Source organism: Pseudomonas sp. Irchel 3A7 (assembly GCF_900187565.1).
In the GTDB taxonomy this organism is placed as follows: domain Bacteria; phylum Pseudomonadota; class Gammaproteobacteria; order Pseudomonadales; family Pseudomonadaceae; genus Aquipseudomonas.
The window spans coordinates 127,085-139,593 of the sequence record NZ_FYED01000011.1; the positions used below are offsets into that span (position 1 = coordinate 127,085).

General features: G+C 57.3%; 13 protein-coding genes and 1 tRNA gene. 10 read left to right on the top strand and 4 right to left on the bottom strand.

What is annotated here, in order from left to right; translation table 11 throughout:
- Positions 1–158 precede the first annotated feature (158 nt).
- The gene (locus tag CKW21_RS18965) at positions 159–1,586 is read left to right on the top strand and encodes a DegQ family serine endoprotease (RefSeq protein WP_095195480.1); all 1,428 of its coding nucleotides are present in this window, start codon (positions 159–161) and stop codon (positions 1,584–1,586) included.
- A gap of 78 nt (positions 1,587–1,664) precedes the next feature.
- On the opposite strand, the gene CKW21_RS18970 is transcribed toward CKW21_RS18965, so the two are convergent.
- Entirely contained in the window at positions 1,665–3,098 is a 1,434-nt protein-coding gene (locus CKW21_RS18970; RefSeq protein ID WP_095195481.1) for a M48 family metalloprotease, read from the bottom strand.
- 98 nt (positions 3,099–3,196) lie between these two features.
- Here CKW21_RS18970 and CKW21_RS18975 point away from each other — a divergent pair, with 98 nt between their 5' ends.
- Positions 3,197–3,436 carry a sulfurtransferase TusA family protein gene (locus CKW21_RS18975; RefSeq protein ID WP_095195482.1) on the top strand — a complete coding sequence of 80 codons (240 nt, stop codon included), beginning with the start codon at positions 3,197–3,199 and terminating at the stop codon, positions 3,434–3,436.
- 31 nt (positions 3,437–3,467) lie between these two features.
- Positions 3,468–4,538, top strand: coding sequence for an AI-2E family transporter (locus CKW21_RS18980; RefSeq protein WP_095195483.1), 1,071 nt, complete (start codon positions 3,468–3,470; stop codon positions 4,536–4,538).
- Positions 4,539–4,675: 137 nt separating this feature from the next.
- On the opposite strand, the gene CKW21_RS18985 is transcribed toward CKW21_RS18980, so the two are convergent.
- Together CKW21_RS18985 and CKW21_RS18990 are read right to left on the bottom strand one after the other, a co-directional pair.
- The gene (locus CKW21_RS18985; protein ID WP_095195484.1) at positions 4,676–5,149 is read right to left on the bottom strand and encodes a peroxiredoxin; all 474 of its coding nucleotides are present in this window, start codon (positions 5,147–5,149) and stop codon (positions 4,676–4,678) included.
- A gap of 10 nt (positions 5,150–5,159) precedes the next feature.
- Positions 5,160–5,720, bottom strand: a complete 561-nt coding sequence (locus CKW21_RS18990; RefSeq protein ID WP_056856013.1) for a glycine cleavage system protein R — start codon at positions 5,718–5,720, stop codon at positions 5,160–5,162.
- Positions 5,721–6,048: 328 nt separating this feature from the next.
- Here CKW21_RS18990 and dapA point away from each other — a divergent pair, with 328 nt between their 5' ends.
- The 6 genes from dapA to CKW21_RS19025 all read left to right on the top strand — a co-directional run bounded on the left by dapA (position 6,049) and on the right by CKW21_RS19025 (position 10,478).
- Positions 6,049–6,927 carry a 4-hydroxy-tetrahydrodipicolinate synthase gene (gene dapA / locus CKW21_RS19000; RefSeq protein WP_095195485.1) on the top strand — a complete coding sequence of 293 codons (879 nt, stop codon included), beginning with the start codon at positions 6,049–6,051 and terminating at the stop codon, positions 6,925–6,927.
- Between the two features lie 17 nt (positions 6,928–6,944).
- The gene (gene bamC, locus CKW21_RS19005; RefSeq protein ID WP_095195486.1) at positions 6,945–8,060 is read left to right on the top strand and encodes an outer membrane protein assembly factor BamC; all 1,116 of its coding nucleotides are present in this window, start codon (positions 6,945–6,947) and stop codon (positions 8,058–8,060) included.
- Between the two features lie 4 nt (positions 8,061–8,064).
- Positions 8,065–8,823: an MBL fold metallo-hydrolase gene (locus CKW21_RS19010; RefSeq protein WP_095195487.1), complete on the top strand. Its 759-nt coding sequence runs from the start codon at positions 8,065–8,067 to the stop codon at positions 8,821–8,823.
- 28 nt (positions 8,824–8,851) lie between these two features.
- Positions 8,852–9,565, top strand: coding sequence for a phosphoribosylaminoimidazolesuccinocarboxamide synthase (purC, locus tag CKW21_RS19015; RefSeq protein WP_095195488.1), 714 nt, complete (start codon positions 8,852–8,854; stop codon positions 9,563–9,565).
- Between the two features lie 84 nt (positions 9,566–9,649).
- Positions 9,650–9,739 (top strand) — tRNA-Ser (locus tag CKW21_RS19020).
- 256 nt (positions 9,740–9,995) lie between these two features.
- The gene (locus tag CKW21_RS19025; RefSeq protein WP_095195489.1) at positions 9,996–10,478 is read left to right on the top strand and encodes a hypothetical protein; all 483 of its coding nucleotides are present in this window, start codon (positions 9,996–9,998) and stop codon (positions 10,476–10,478) included.
- A gap of 275 nt (positions 10,479–10,753) precedes the next feature.
- Here the strand turns inward: CKW21_RS19025 and CKW21_RS31650 are convergent, their stop codons facing one another.
- Positions 10,754–11,359, bottom strand: coding sequence for a tyrosine-type recombinase/integrase (locus tag CKW21_RS31650; RefSeq protein ID WP_371917530.1), 606 nt, complete (start codon positions 11,357–11,359; stop codon positions 10,754–10,756).
- A gap of 318 nt (positions 11,360–11,677) precedes the next feature.
- Here CKW21_RS31650 and CKW21_RS19035 point away from each other — a divergent pair, with 318 nt between their 5' ends.
- Positions 11,678–12,433 carry a hypothetical protein gene (locus tag CKW21_RS19035; protein ID WP_095195490.1) on the top strand — a complete coding sequence of 252 codons (756 nt, stop codon included), beginning with the start codon at positions 11,678–11,680 and terminating at the stop codon, positions 12,431–12,433.
- The last annotated feature ends 76 nt before the right edge of the window (positions 12,434–12,509 follow it).

The following is a 12,509-nucleotide window of genomic DNA, read 5'->3' on the forward strand; positions in this document are numbered from 1 at the left end:
TGAGCATTTCAATTTGCAAATCCCTCCCAAATTTTTTATAGGTCAGAGCCCCTCGGCTCTGGCCTTGTTTGTTGTTCCCGGAACAAAAATACCGGCGTATCTTTCCCGGTGTTCCTTGATCCATATCGCTTAACCATGCTCGTCGTAACGGGAGCCGTATGTCGATACCACGTTTGAAGTCTTATCTCTCCATTTTTGCCACCGTGCTGGTGCTCGGTCACGCGGTCGCCGCACAAGCGGTCGAATTGCCTGACTTCACGCAGCTGGTCGAGCAAGCTTCACCGGCAGTTGTGAACATCAGTACCACGCAGAAACTGCCGGACCGCAAAGTGAACCAGCCGATGCCCGATCTCGAAGGCTTGCCACCGATGCTGCGCGAGTTTTTTGAGCGTGGCATGCCGCCACAACCGCGCACACCCCGCGGTGATCGTCAGCGTGAAGCCCAGTCCCTGGGATCGGGTTTCATCATCTCGCCTGACGGCTACATCCTGACCAACAACCACGTGATTGCCGATGCCGACGAGATTCTCGTCCGTCTCGCTGACCGCAGCGAAATGAAAGCCAAGTTGATCGGCACCGACCCGCGCTCCGACGTGGCACTGCTGAAAATCGAAGGCAAGGATCTGCCCGTGTTGAAACTCGGCAAGTCCCAGGATCTGAAGGCCGGTCAATGGGTCGTGGCGATCGGTTCGCCATTCGGCTTTGACCACACGGTGACCCAAGGCATCGTCAGTGCCGTCGGCCGCAGCCTGCCGAACGAAAACTATGTGCCGTTCATCCAGACCGACGTGCCGATTAACCCGGGTAACTCCGGTGGACCGCTGTTCAACCTGAATGGCGAGGTGATCGGGATCAACTCGCAGATCTACACCCGTTCCGGCGGCTTCATGGGTGTGTCGTTCGCGATTCCTATCGATGTGGCCATGGACGTTTCCAATCAGCTGAAAAGCGGTGGCAAAGTCAGCCGGGGCTGGCTGGGCGTGGTGATCCAGGAAGTGAACAAGGATCTGGCCGAGTCATTCGGCCTGGATAAGCCGGCCGGTGCGCTGGTCGCCCAGATCCAGGATGACGGCCCGGCAGCCAAGGGTGGCCTGCTAGTTGGCGACGTGATCCTGAGCATGAATGGTCAACCCATCGTGATGTCCGCCGATCTGCCACATCTGGTGGGTGCGCTGAAGGCTGGCTCCAAGGCCAACCTGGAAGTGATTCGTGAAGGCAAGCGCAAGAACGTCGAGCTGACGGTTGGCGCCATTCCAGACGAGGACAAAGAGCTGGGTGCACTACCGAAATCGGGCGTCGAGAGCAGCAGTAATCGTCTCGGTGTTTCCGTCGTCGAGCTGACCGCGGAGCAAAAGAAAGCCTACGACCTCAAAGGCGGTGTGGTGATCAAGGAGGTTCAGGACGGTCCTGCTGCCATGATCGGCTTGCAGCCGGGCGATGTCATTACTCACCTGAACAATCAGGCCATCGAGTCCACTCAGCAATTCACCGACATCGCCAAGGCGCTGCCGAAGAATCGCTCGGTGTCGATGCGGGTTCTGCGCCAAGGTCGCGCCAGCTTCATTACGTTCAAACTGGCTGAATAATCCGGTTGCTGGCTGAATAAAAAACCGCCTCGAAAGAGGCGGTTTTTTTGTGCCTGAAATCAATGATTTCCGAAGCCGTCAGCCCATCATGTCCTTGATCATCCGCTCCTGTTCCATCAACTCTCGCTGACGGGCATCGATTCGCGATGACAGCGGGAAGTTGCTGCCGGCCTTGCGTTTGGCGAAATCCAGTTGCTGGATAGCCTGGCGATAGTCACCGACCAGAGCGAAGTACTCGGCACGTGCCTGATGCAGGCCGATAATGTTGCCTGACAGGCCACGAGTCTCGGCTACCTGGTACCACACGTCCGGATCGTCCGGACGCGACTTGAGCAGGCCTTCCAGCGCTTTTTCGGCATCGGCGGCGCGGTTCTGTTTCAGCAGCAGGTCGACGCGCACCTGGTTCAGCGGATAGTTGCCGGGGTACTGGGTCAGCATCCGGTCTACCCGGCCTTGCGCGTCCGCCAGGCGATTGTTGGTGATATCCAGATCGATTTGCGCGAGGTTGTAAATGATCTCGTTTGGCGATTTGGCCAGCAGCAGCTTTAGATTTTCCCGTGCTTCGTTCAACTGCCCGCCCTTGATCTGGGCGATTGCCAGGCCGTAGCGAGCGACATCGCTTTTCGGATTTTCATCCAGTTGCGCTCGAAAACGCTTGGCGCCCAATCCAGGGGTTTCCTCATAGATCAGCTGGACCCGTGCGCGAATCAGCTGATAGCGCAGGGTGTCTTCGATACCGCCCGGTTTGGCCTGTTCGGCGCGGTTGCGGGTGTCGGCGATACGCGATTCCGTCACCGGGTGAGTCAGCAGGAATTCCGGTGGCTTGGCGTCGAAGCGGTATTGACGACCCAGGCGCTCGAACATCGAGGGCATCGAGCGTGGGTCGTAACCGGCCTTTTCCAGATTGAGGATGCCGATACGGTCGGCTTCCTGTTCGTTCTGACGCGAGAAACGCCGCTGTTCCTGAATCGCTGCAGCCTGTGTCCCCGCAATGGCGGCGATCCCGGCATCGCCGGCACCGGCCGCGGCAATCACGATCCCGGCCAGCAGCGCAGCCATCATCGGCACTTGCATGCGTTGTTGGGCTTCTACGCCACGGGCAAAGTGGCGCTGCGACAAGTGAGCCAATTCGTGAGCCAGTACCGAGGCATATTCGCCTTCAGTCTGGGCATTGAGGAACAAGCCACCGTTCACCCCGACGATCCCGCCCGGCGCCGCAAAGGCGTTGAGTTGCGGGCTGTTGATCAGGATGAATTCCAGGCGCCGGTCATTGACCTGGCTGGTCTCCACCAGCCGGTAGACGCTGGATTCGACATAGTCCTTGAGTTGGGGGTCGTTGAGCTGCGACACCTGGCTGCGCAAAAGGGCCAGCCACGCGCGGCCCAACTGGTATTCCTGCTGCGGCGAGACGATGGCAGAACTGGCGTCACCGAGTGACGGCAGGTCGTCGGCGAAGCCCGGTGAGGCGAGCAGGCAAGCGAGCGTCAGCAGGGTAGGGCGCAAAAAAGTCATGCACAAAGCCTTAGTCGACAAAGACCTTACTGTAGCCGGACACCAGCCTCGCGACCAGATATTCTAGGCAGCTCAACCACCTGAACCGGAGTGATGCAATGACCGACGCTGTAGCCCATGACGTTGAACTGGACGCCAGTGGCTTGAATTGCCCGTTGCCGTTGCTCAAGGCCAAGATGGAACTCAACCGTATGGTCAGTGGTGCGGTGCTCAAGGTGATTGCCACCGATGCGGGCTCGCAGCGCGATTTTCGCACCTTTGCCCGATTGGCCGGTCATACGCTGCTTCGTGAAGAAGATGAGGCGGGCGTGTACCGCTATTGGTTGAAAAAAGCCTGAAACCTGCGGCATTTGTTCTTAAGGATTATTGATGTTCAAAGTGTTGCGCGACTGGATTCAGCGCTACTTCTCCGATGAAGAAGCTGTGGTTCTGGCGGTTCTGCTGGTCCTGGCGTTCACCGCCGTGCTGACCTTGGGCGGGATGCTGGCGCCGGTACTGGCCGGGATGGTGCTGGCGTACCTGATGCAAGGGCTGGTGCTGACCCTGGAGCGCCTGCGTGTGCCGGGCGGGGTAGCGGTGGGTCTGGTCTTTGCGTTGTTCATGGGCGTGCTGCTGGTGTTCATCGTGGTCGTGGTGCCGCTGCTCTGGCATCAACTGATCACCTTGTTCAACGAGTTGCCGGGCATGCTCGCCAAGTGGCAGTCGCTGCTATTGTTGCTGCCGGAACGCTATCCGCATCTCGTTTCCGACGAGCAGGTGTTGCAAGCCATCGAAGTGGCGCGGGGCGAGATTGGCAAGTTTGGGCAGTGGGCGCTGACGTTCTCGCTGTCGAGCCTGCCGCTGCTGGTCAACATCATGATCTATCTGGTGCTGGTGCCGATCTTGGTGTTTTTCTTCCTCAAGGATCGGGCGATGATCGGTCAATGGGTGCGCGGCTACCTGCCTCGCGAGCGAGCGCTGATCACCCGTGTCGCCCATGAAATGAACCGGCAGATCGCCAATTACATTCGCGGCAAGGTCATCGAGATCTTCATTTGTGGTGGTGTGACTTACATCGCCTTCGTCGTTCTGGAACTCAACTACGCGGCGCTGTTGGCGTTGCTGGTCGGTGTGTCGGTGGTGGTGCCCTACGTCGGGGCCGTGGTGGTGACCGTTCCGGTGCTTTTGATCGCGCTGTTCCAGTGGGGCTGGAGCGATCAGTTCATCTATTTGATGGCGGTCTACGGGATCATTCAGACACTGGATGGCAACGTACTGGTGCCGCTGCTGTTTTCGGAAGCGGTCAACCTGCACCCGGTGGCGATCATCTGTGCAGTCTTGTTGTTTGGCGGGTTGTGGGGATTCTGGGGGGTATTCTTCGCGATTCCTCTGGCGACCCTGTTCAAGGCCGTGCTGGACGCGTGGCCGCGCAAGGAGCCCATAGTTGCGCCGTTGTTGTAACGGGTGGCTCTGATTTGTTCGGTGAGGTGGTGGCCCCTTCGCGAGCAGGCTCGCTCCCACAGGCAAGTTTGTGCTGAACACAACACCAATGTGGGCCGAGCCTGCTCGGGAAGGCGCCTGAACAGGCGCCCGATCAATCAGGCCTTGTTCAGTGCCTGAGCAGCCGCCAACACCGCATCAACATGCCCCGGTACCTTCACACCGCGCCATTCCTGACGCAATACGCCATTGCTGTCGATCAGGAACGTGCTGCGATCCACGCCCATGTATTCCTTGCCGTACAGCTTCTTCAACTTGATCACGTCAAACAGCTGACAAAGCGCTTCTTCCTTGTCACTGATCAGCTCGAACGTAAACGCCTGCTTGGCCTTGAAGTTCTCGTGGGATTTCAGGCTGTCGCGGGAAACGCCGAACACTTCGGTATTGGCTGCTTTGAAGGCTTCAAGCTGGTCGCGAAAACCCTGGCCTTGAGTAGTGCAGCCCGGCGTGCTGTCCTTCGGATAGAAGTAGATCACCACCTGCTTGCCTTTGAGTGCCGCCAGGCTGACGGTTTGCCCGCTGGTGGCGGGGGCTTCGAAGTCGGCAACCGGTTGATCGATGGCAACGGCCATGAAAGCTTCCTTACATTGGGTTTTGTGGGCGCCACGGTTCGATCAGGGCATCCAGGTTCAGCGCGTCGGCGAAATCCAGGAACTGATCGCGCAACCAGCTGATCTGCACGCCGGCCGGCAGGGTCACGGTGAAGGTGGCATTGAGCATGGTGCCGCCGGTTTGCGGAGCCTGATACGTGTCGCAGGTCAGGTTTTCCAGCTCGACGTTGTGGTCCATGAAGAACTGGCACAGCTCGTTGATGATGTCCGAGCGGTAAGCCGAACTGACATAAGCGACGTACGGCAGGGCCTGGGGACGGTTCTCCAGGGCCGCGCTGCGCACCACGTTGACCGTGAATGCGTGCCGTTTTGCCAGTACTGGCAGGCTGCCTTCCAGGCGTGCCAGGGCGTCCCAGCTGCCGGAGACTTCGAGGACCAGCGCACTGCACTCGCCGTGACGGGTCAGGCGAGAGGTGACCACGGCGCAGCGGTTTTCATGGCTGGCGCGGCACAGGACGTTAGTCAGCTCCATGGGGTTGGCGCCGAGGGCACTGATGACAAGGAATTGTTCGCGAACTGTGGGGGTGGACATGCAGCATTCCTAAAGCGATGAGCGGTCGGTACTTCTATCGGCTTGTTTTGCCGGGGGCGAGCCTGCGGATGCGAATTCAGAAAGTCCCGGGCGCAGGTTGCAACGTGCTCCAGTATGGCAGGAGCGGGCGGTGGCAACGCTAGAATGGGGCTTGTGATGCCGAAAATGGAGGCTCAAACCCGACGTACGAGCTTGTCAGTACCGATCAAAGTCTGAAGGGTAGCGAAAAGCGACGCCAAGGGGAATGGCGGCAGCGCAGTACTTCGCTTGTACAAGCATCTTGGCGCCAGTACCATTACGGCTCTCTTTTTCCGGCAGGAGCGGTTGCATGATTGCGGGCAGTATGGTGGCACTGGTCACACCCATGGATGCACAAGGTAATCTCGACTGGGACAGCCTGAGCAAACTGGTGGACTTTCACCTGCAAAACGGCACCCACGCCATCGTGGCGGTCGGCACTACAGGTGAATCGGCCACCCTCGATGTGAACGAACACATCGAAGTGATCCGGCGCGTAGTGAAGCAGGTCAATGGTCGCATTCCGGTGATCGCCGGTACCGGCGCAAACTCGACGCGCGAAGCCATCGAGCTGACCACTAACGCGAAGAACGCCGGCGCCGACGCCTGCCTGCTGGTCACGCCGTACTACAACAAGCCGACCCAGGAAGGCTTGTACCAGCACTTCAAGGCCATCGCCGAAGCCGTCGATATCCCGCAGATCCTCTACAACGTGCCTGGTCGCACCGCGTGCGACATGCAGGCCGAGACCGTGATCCGCCTGTCGACCGTCAAGAACATCATCGGCATCAAGGAAGCCACCGGCGACCTGAAGCGTGCCAAAGCCATCATCGACGGTGTCAGCAGCAATTTCCTGGTGATCTCCGGTGACGATGCCACCGCAGTCGAGCTGATCCTGCTGGGCGGCAAGGGTAATATTTCGGTCACCGCCAACGTCGCCCCGCGCGAAATGGCCGACCTGTGTATCGCGGCCCTGAACGGCGATGCCGAGAAGGCGCGTGCCATTCATGAAAAGCTGATGCCGCTCAATAAAACCCTGTTTATCGAATCCAACCCTATCCCCGTGAAATGGGCGCTGCATGAAATGGGCTTGATGCCGGACGGTATCCGTCTGCCGCTCACCTGGCTCAGTGCCGAATGTCACGAACCGCTGCGCCAGGCCATGCGCCTGTCCGGCGTCCTGGTTTAATTGAGGAAGTACTACGCATGAAGCGAATGGCCGGACTTTCCGCACTTGCCTTGATTATCTCCAGCACCAGTGGTTGCGGATGGATCTGGGGCCCGGAAGGTTATTTCCGTGACCGTGGTAGCGATTACCTGGAAGCGCAACAGACTGCACCGATGCAACTGCCACCGGATGTCAGCACCGCCAAGCGTCTGGATCCGCTGTTGCCGATCCCGCGCAACGTGGCTGATGACACTGCCAAGGGTGAGTATGTCGTTCCTCGGCCACAGCCATTGTCGGCCGGCGCTGACGCCAGCGCTTACTCCCTGCAGAAGAGCGGCGATTCGCGCTCCATCCTGGCGCAAAACCCGCCTGCAGAAGCCTGGCCAGTGGCCGTGCAGTTCTTCCAGGACAACGGTTTCCGCCTGGACGAGCAACGCCCGCAAACCGGTGAATTCACCACCACCTGGCAGCGTTCCGACGAACTGTCGGCAGCCATGGCCAAGCGCCTGAGCGCGGCAGGTGTCAGCACCGATAGCGAAATCCGCGCTCGGGTGCGTGTCGAGCCAGGTGTGCAGCGCAACACCAGTGAAATCTATGTGGTCACCGCCGAACGTCCTGCCGGCAGCACCGCCGACGTGGCCTTCACCAATCGTTCGGTCAATACCGGCCTGGACGCGGCACTGGTCGACGACATGCTCGCGAGCATGAGCCGCATCTCGGAGAAGGGCGGTTCGGTCTCCATGCTGGCCTCCCGTGACTTCGACACGCCGAGCCGTGTCAGCCTGAACGTCGATGGCAGTGGCAACCCTGTCCTGAACGTCGGCTCCGACCTGGATCGTGCCTGGTCGAGCGTCGGTCGTGCACTGGAGCAGGGCGAGTGGCGTGTTGAAGACATCAACCGCAGCCTGGGCCTGTACTACATCAACCTGGCTGAAAAGGCCGAGAAGAAAGACGACAAGCCAGGCTTCTTCAGCAGCCTGTTCGGCAGTGCGCCGAACAAGGAAGAAGTTGAAGCCCGCGCCGAGCGTTATCAGGTTCGCCTGAGCAAGGTGGGCGATAGCGTTCAGGTCACTGTCGAGAAGAACATCAACACCGTGGCGCCGGCTGACGTGGCGCGCAAAGTGTTGACCGTGATTCAGGACAATCTGGGCTGATCACATGCGTTTTGCCGTTCTCGGCAGCGGTAGCCAAGGGAACGGCACGCTGATAGCCAGCGCTGATACGTACGTGCTGGTGGATTGTGGTTTCTCCCTGCGGGAAACCGAAAAACGCCTGTTGCGCCTGGGTGTGAACCCTGCGCAGCTGAGCGCGATACTCGTGACCCACGAACATGCCGACCACGTGCATGGCGTGGGTTTGCTGTCTCGGCGCTACAATCTGCCTGTCTACCTCAGTCGCGGCACCTTGCGCGGGATGCGCAAACCCGTCGAACCCACGGGCTTTCTGGCGGGCGGTGAGCAACTGCAGATCGGCGACTTGAGCATTGGCGTCATTGCCGTGGCCCACGATGCGCAAGAACCGACGCAATTTGTATTCAGTGACGGTCAGCGGCGCTTCGGCCTGTTGACCGACCTGGGCTCGTATTGCAGCAGGGTACTGGACGGCTATCGGGATCTCGATGCATTGATGATCGAGGCCAACCATTGCCGTGACAGGCTGGCTCGCGGTCACTACCCGTACTTTCTCAAGCAGCGGGTGGGCGGTGAACTGGGACATTTGAACAACCATCAGGCGGCATTCCTGGTGGCCGAGTTGGGCTGGCAAGGCCTGCAACACCTGGTCCTGGCCCATCTGAGCAGCAAGAACAACCTGCCGCAGCTGGCCCGGCAATGTTTTGTCGACACCCTCGGGTGCGACCCGGACTGGCTGCAACTGGCCGATCAAGATTCAGGGCTCGACTGGCGACATATCGCCTAGCCCATCTACTTAGCAAGCGGAGCCCATCATGGAAAAACGTGAAGAACTCTACCGCGGCAAAGCCAAGTCGGTTTACAAGACCGACGACGCTGACCGCTTGATCCTGCTGTTTCGCAACGACACCTCGGCGTTCGACGGCAAGCGTATCGAGCAGCTCGACCGCAAAGGCATGGTGAACAACAAGTTCAACGCCTTCATCATGCAGAAACTCGAAGCAGCCGGCGTGCCGACTCAATTCGACAAACTGCTGGGCGACAACGAGTGCCTGGTGAAGAAGCTGGACATGATCCCGGTCGAGTGCGTCGTGCGTAACTACGCTGCCGGCAGCCTGGTCAAGCGCCTGGGTGTCGAAGAGGGCATGAAGCTCAACCCTTACACCTTCGAACTGTTCCTGAAGGACGACGCCAAGGGCGACCCGTTCATCAACGAATCCCACGTCGTGGCATTCGGCTGGGGCACCGCTGAGCAACTGGTTCGCATGAAAGAACTGTCGCTCAAGGTCAACGAAGTGCTGACCAAGCTGTTCGACGACGCTGGCCTGCTGCTGGTGGACTTCAAGCTGGAGTTCGGCGTGTTCAGCGACGGCTCCATCGTACTGGGCGACGAGTTCAGTCCGGACGGCTGCCGCCTCTGGGACAAGGACACCAAGAAGAAAATGGACAAGGACCGCTTCCGTCAGGGCCTCGGTGATGTCATCGAAGCCTACGAAGAAGTGGCCAAACGTCTGGGCGTACCGCTTTAACCGACGCAAGCATCTGATAGCACAGAAATATTTCGCGAAAGGGGGTTCGCTTCCGGCGAAAGTGTTGTTATGATGCGCGCCGTTGGAGAGATGCCAGAGTGGCCGAATGGGACGGATTCGAAATCCGTTGTACCTTCACCGGTACCTAGGGTTCGAATCCCTATCTCTCCGCCATTATTGAACAAGACTAAGCCCCTGAAATGGTTAAACATTTCAGGGGCTTTTTCGTTTCTGGCTTTTGCGTTAGGGCAGATTTTGGCGTGCCCAGCCCGCAATAGACCCCTGCCGGCCGTAATCCAGCTGTTCTTTTTGATTCTGTGATTTCAGGTCTGGCCGAACCGGTCACATTTTTCGGCTTTACATGTCTTTTCGAGGCAGTGATATTGTGCCATCACGGCCTGTACTAAAAACCCAACGAAGGATATGTGACATGGGCAAAGCAGAAGAAATGGCAGCGGCGTTGAAGTTGAAATCGGATCAGGACGCTGAGGGTAAAGCAAAGCTTGAAGCGGTGATGGACGAGTGGCCGGTACAGGTAGAGGGGTTGCTCACAAACATCGAACGGTGGGTTAGCCCATTGAAGGCGTCTGGCTTAAGCGTTACGCGGACCGAAGAAATAAAAAATGAAAACCCGCCGGGATATAATTTCAGATATAAAACCCACAAGCTCACGATGCGATTCGGCAATAAAACAGTCGTTGTCGAACCCTTTGCTCGCTTTATGATCGGTACGGGTGGGCGCGTCGATTTCAAATTGGGAAAAACAGAGTTAGGAATAATTCTGTCTACTGACGGATCGAATGAATGGAGCGCCATGATTCAATCGACTCAGAGGCCGCCGGCTCGGCCGCAGTTCCTTCCGTTTGATGAAGACTTTTTCCTCGATCAATTGGCTAAGTATCTGGAAATCTAAAACGACCAGGGCAAAACCTTTGCTGCTGGTAGGTAGCTAGGCGGGTGCCCTAATTTGAAGGGCGCCCAATTCATTCCTCCCTCAAACCAAGCATTTTAGAAACGATACCCGCCATGCTCTTGGTGTCCTTCGGTATCCATCTTCCGTAATGTTTTCTCACCATCATTGTATCCGCATGCCCGAGTTGTCTGGTTACCCATTCGACAGGGACGTAGCGCGACAGCATCTGGCTGGCAAAGGTGTGGCGACACTGGTTCGCCCCGCGGTGCCTGACCTCAGCTTTTTTTCAGATGAGCGGTAAACCAGTTGCCCAACGTCTTGCCACTCCACAGCAGGCCGCTGGTCGAGCTGCGGAAAAGAAATCTGACTTTCATTTTCTTAGAGGTGATGTTGTCGCGCTGAATGACAGTGATCTCCACGGTGGGAGCGTCCTTGGCAGCTGCAACAATCTCCCGCATCAGTTCAAGGGCTGGGTCGATGAGCTCGACGACTTGAACCGTGGAGCGTTCTTTGGGGACTTTGAATTCGCCGACGACCAATGCCCGGCGGACGTTTACCAGGCCGGTTTCGAGATCTACGTCTTCAACGGCGAGCCCAATCAGCTCGGACAGGGAAAGCCCGGCCCAGCAGTTGAACTCGATTATTCGGGCATCGGCTCGGCGGTCGGGATCCGCTTTGCCAATCAGCTCTATCTCGGTGCGACTGAAGGGATCGGCATGCTCTAGGTCGACATCCAATCCAACGTTGCTGATCCTGTCGAGAGGGTTGGCTTTCAGGATGCCGTCGCTGAAGGCATCAGCCCATACCCCTCGGAGAACGGTGAAGATGTCATTTACCGTCTTTGGAGCCAACCCTTGCTTGAGTAGCTGCGCCTGGAACAACTCGATATCGCTTTTGCTGATGTCGACGATCCGGCGCTTGCCGAACTTGTTCTCAAAAAAGATTTATGGGGGCGGATTTATTTTTCGGCGCTGAGAGGACGTGAGAAAAAATAAATTTGTCTCCTTGTCTTTTTCTAACCCAGGAATCGTCAATCAAACCATCGATCAAATCGTCTTTCATCGCGGTGAAATCATGGCCTGCATGAATAGGCAGTGTTTGAGCCTGTGGAATTACTCAAAAGTTGTGTTCCTCGGATGCGCCGCTCTGGTTGGCTTTCAGACGAATGACTCAGTTAACATCCGCGACACCGGGTGGATATGGGTGAAGAAATGCAGACGGACAACGTAAAGCAGGGGGTTGGATTGAAACTGTTGAAATGGCTAGCGGCAGCAATGCTTGTACCTGTCTTGGGCGTTCCTGCTACTAAGCTGGCGGAGAGCTACTTTGACGTTACGTTTTTTAGCTCAATGTTTGCGGTCGTTGGGACTGGGGTGGCGAATTGGCTAGATCAGACGATTTCGGTTGAGCTGTGGTTGTTTTGGGTTGTGGTTGTCGTTTCCGCATTGCTGGGGGTGTTTGGAGTCTGGAATTTTCTAGAGAAACGCCTCGAAGTGGGTGTTGCGACGGCCGAACAGGAGAAAGCATATGCGAAAGCAAGAGAGGTTATCGGGAAGTTGAATGCTGTAGACGCCACGCTGAATGCGACCACAAAGGAACTGAAATCTACCAAGCTGAAGCTAGATGCCGTCGAATCAGAGTTGAACACTGCTAACGCCAAAATTGCTGACCTACAAACTCCCAAGGAGCAGCCCCTTACTGAGCACCAACGTATGGTCCTTGCTGCTATCGCGTATTACGACAATTCAGATGAGCAGTGCTATGTGAAAGACCTCAGCCAAAGAATCAAATTTACGATGGTTCAAGCTGATGGTGCCGTTGATGTGCTGATGAAACGTAAGCTTGTTGAGGAGTACTACACCGGCCATGGCAACAGAGTCGTTTCTTTGTCTCCAGACGGTCGGGCATACGTTCTACACCCTGACTTCGATATGTCTCATTTGCCTTTTGAGTGAGGCTGACGCCACGTCTATTGGGCTGAGGATCACGTACGTCTAGACTAGGGAGTCTGGTAGCATTCTTGAATGATTA

Coding starts and splice junctions, on each gene's coding strand:
- CKW21_RS18965 (WP_095195480.1), top strand. CDS start 159: ATGTCGATACCACGTTTGAAGTCTTATCTCTCCATTTTTGCCACCGTG.
- CKW21_RS18970 (WP_095195481.1), bottom strand. CDS start 3,098: ATGACTTTTTTGCGCCCTACCCTGCTGACGCTCGCTTGCCTGCTCGCC.
- CKW21_RS18975 (WP_095195482.1), top strand. CDS start 3,197: ATGACCGACGCTGTAGCCCATGACGTTGAACTGGACGCCAGTGGCTTG.
- CKW21_RS18980 (WP_095195483.1), top strand. CDS start 3,468: ATGTTCAAAGTGTTGCGCGACTGGATTCAGCGCTACTTCTCCGATGAA.
- CKW21_RS18985 (WP_095195484.1), bottom strand. CDS start 5,149: ATGGCCGTTGCCATCGATCAACCGGTTGCCGACTTCGAAGCCCCCGCC.
- CKW21_RS18990 (WP_056856013.1), bottom strand. CDS start 5,720: ATGTCCACCCCCACAGTTCGCGAACAATTCCTTGTCATCAGTGCCCTC.
- dapA (WP_095195485.1), top strand. CDS start 6,049: ATGATTGCGGGCAGTATGGTGGCACTGGTCACACCCATGGATGCACAA.
- bamC (WP_095195486.1), top strand. CDS start 6,945: ATGAAGCGAATGGCCGGACTTTCCGCACTTGCCTTGATTATCTCCAGC.
- CKW21_RS19010 (WP_095195487.1), top strand. CDS start 8,065: ATGCGTTTTGCCGTTCTCGGCAGCGGTAGCCAAGGGAACGGCACGCTG.
- purC (WP_095195488.1), top strand. CDS start 8,852: ATGGAAAAACGTGAAGAACTCTACCGCGGCAAAGCCAAGTCGGTTTAC.
- CKW21_RS19025 (WP_095195489.1), top strand. CDS start 9,996: ATGGGCAAAGCAGAAGAAATGGCAGCGGCGTTGAAGTTGAAATCGGAT.
- CKW21_RS19035 (WP_095195490.1), top strand. CDS start 11,678: ATGGGTGAAGAAATGCAGACGGACAACGTAAAGCAGGGGGTTGGATTG.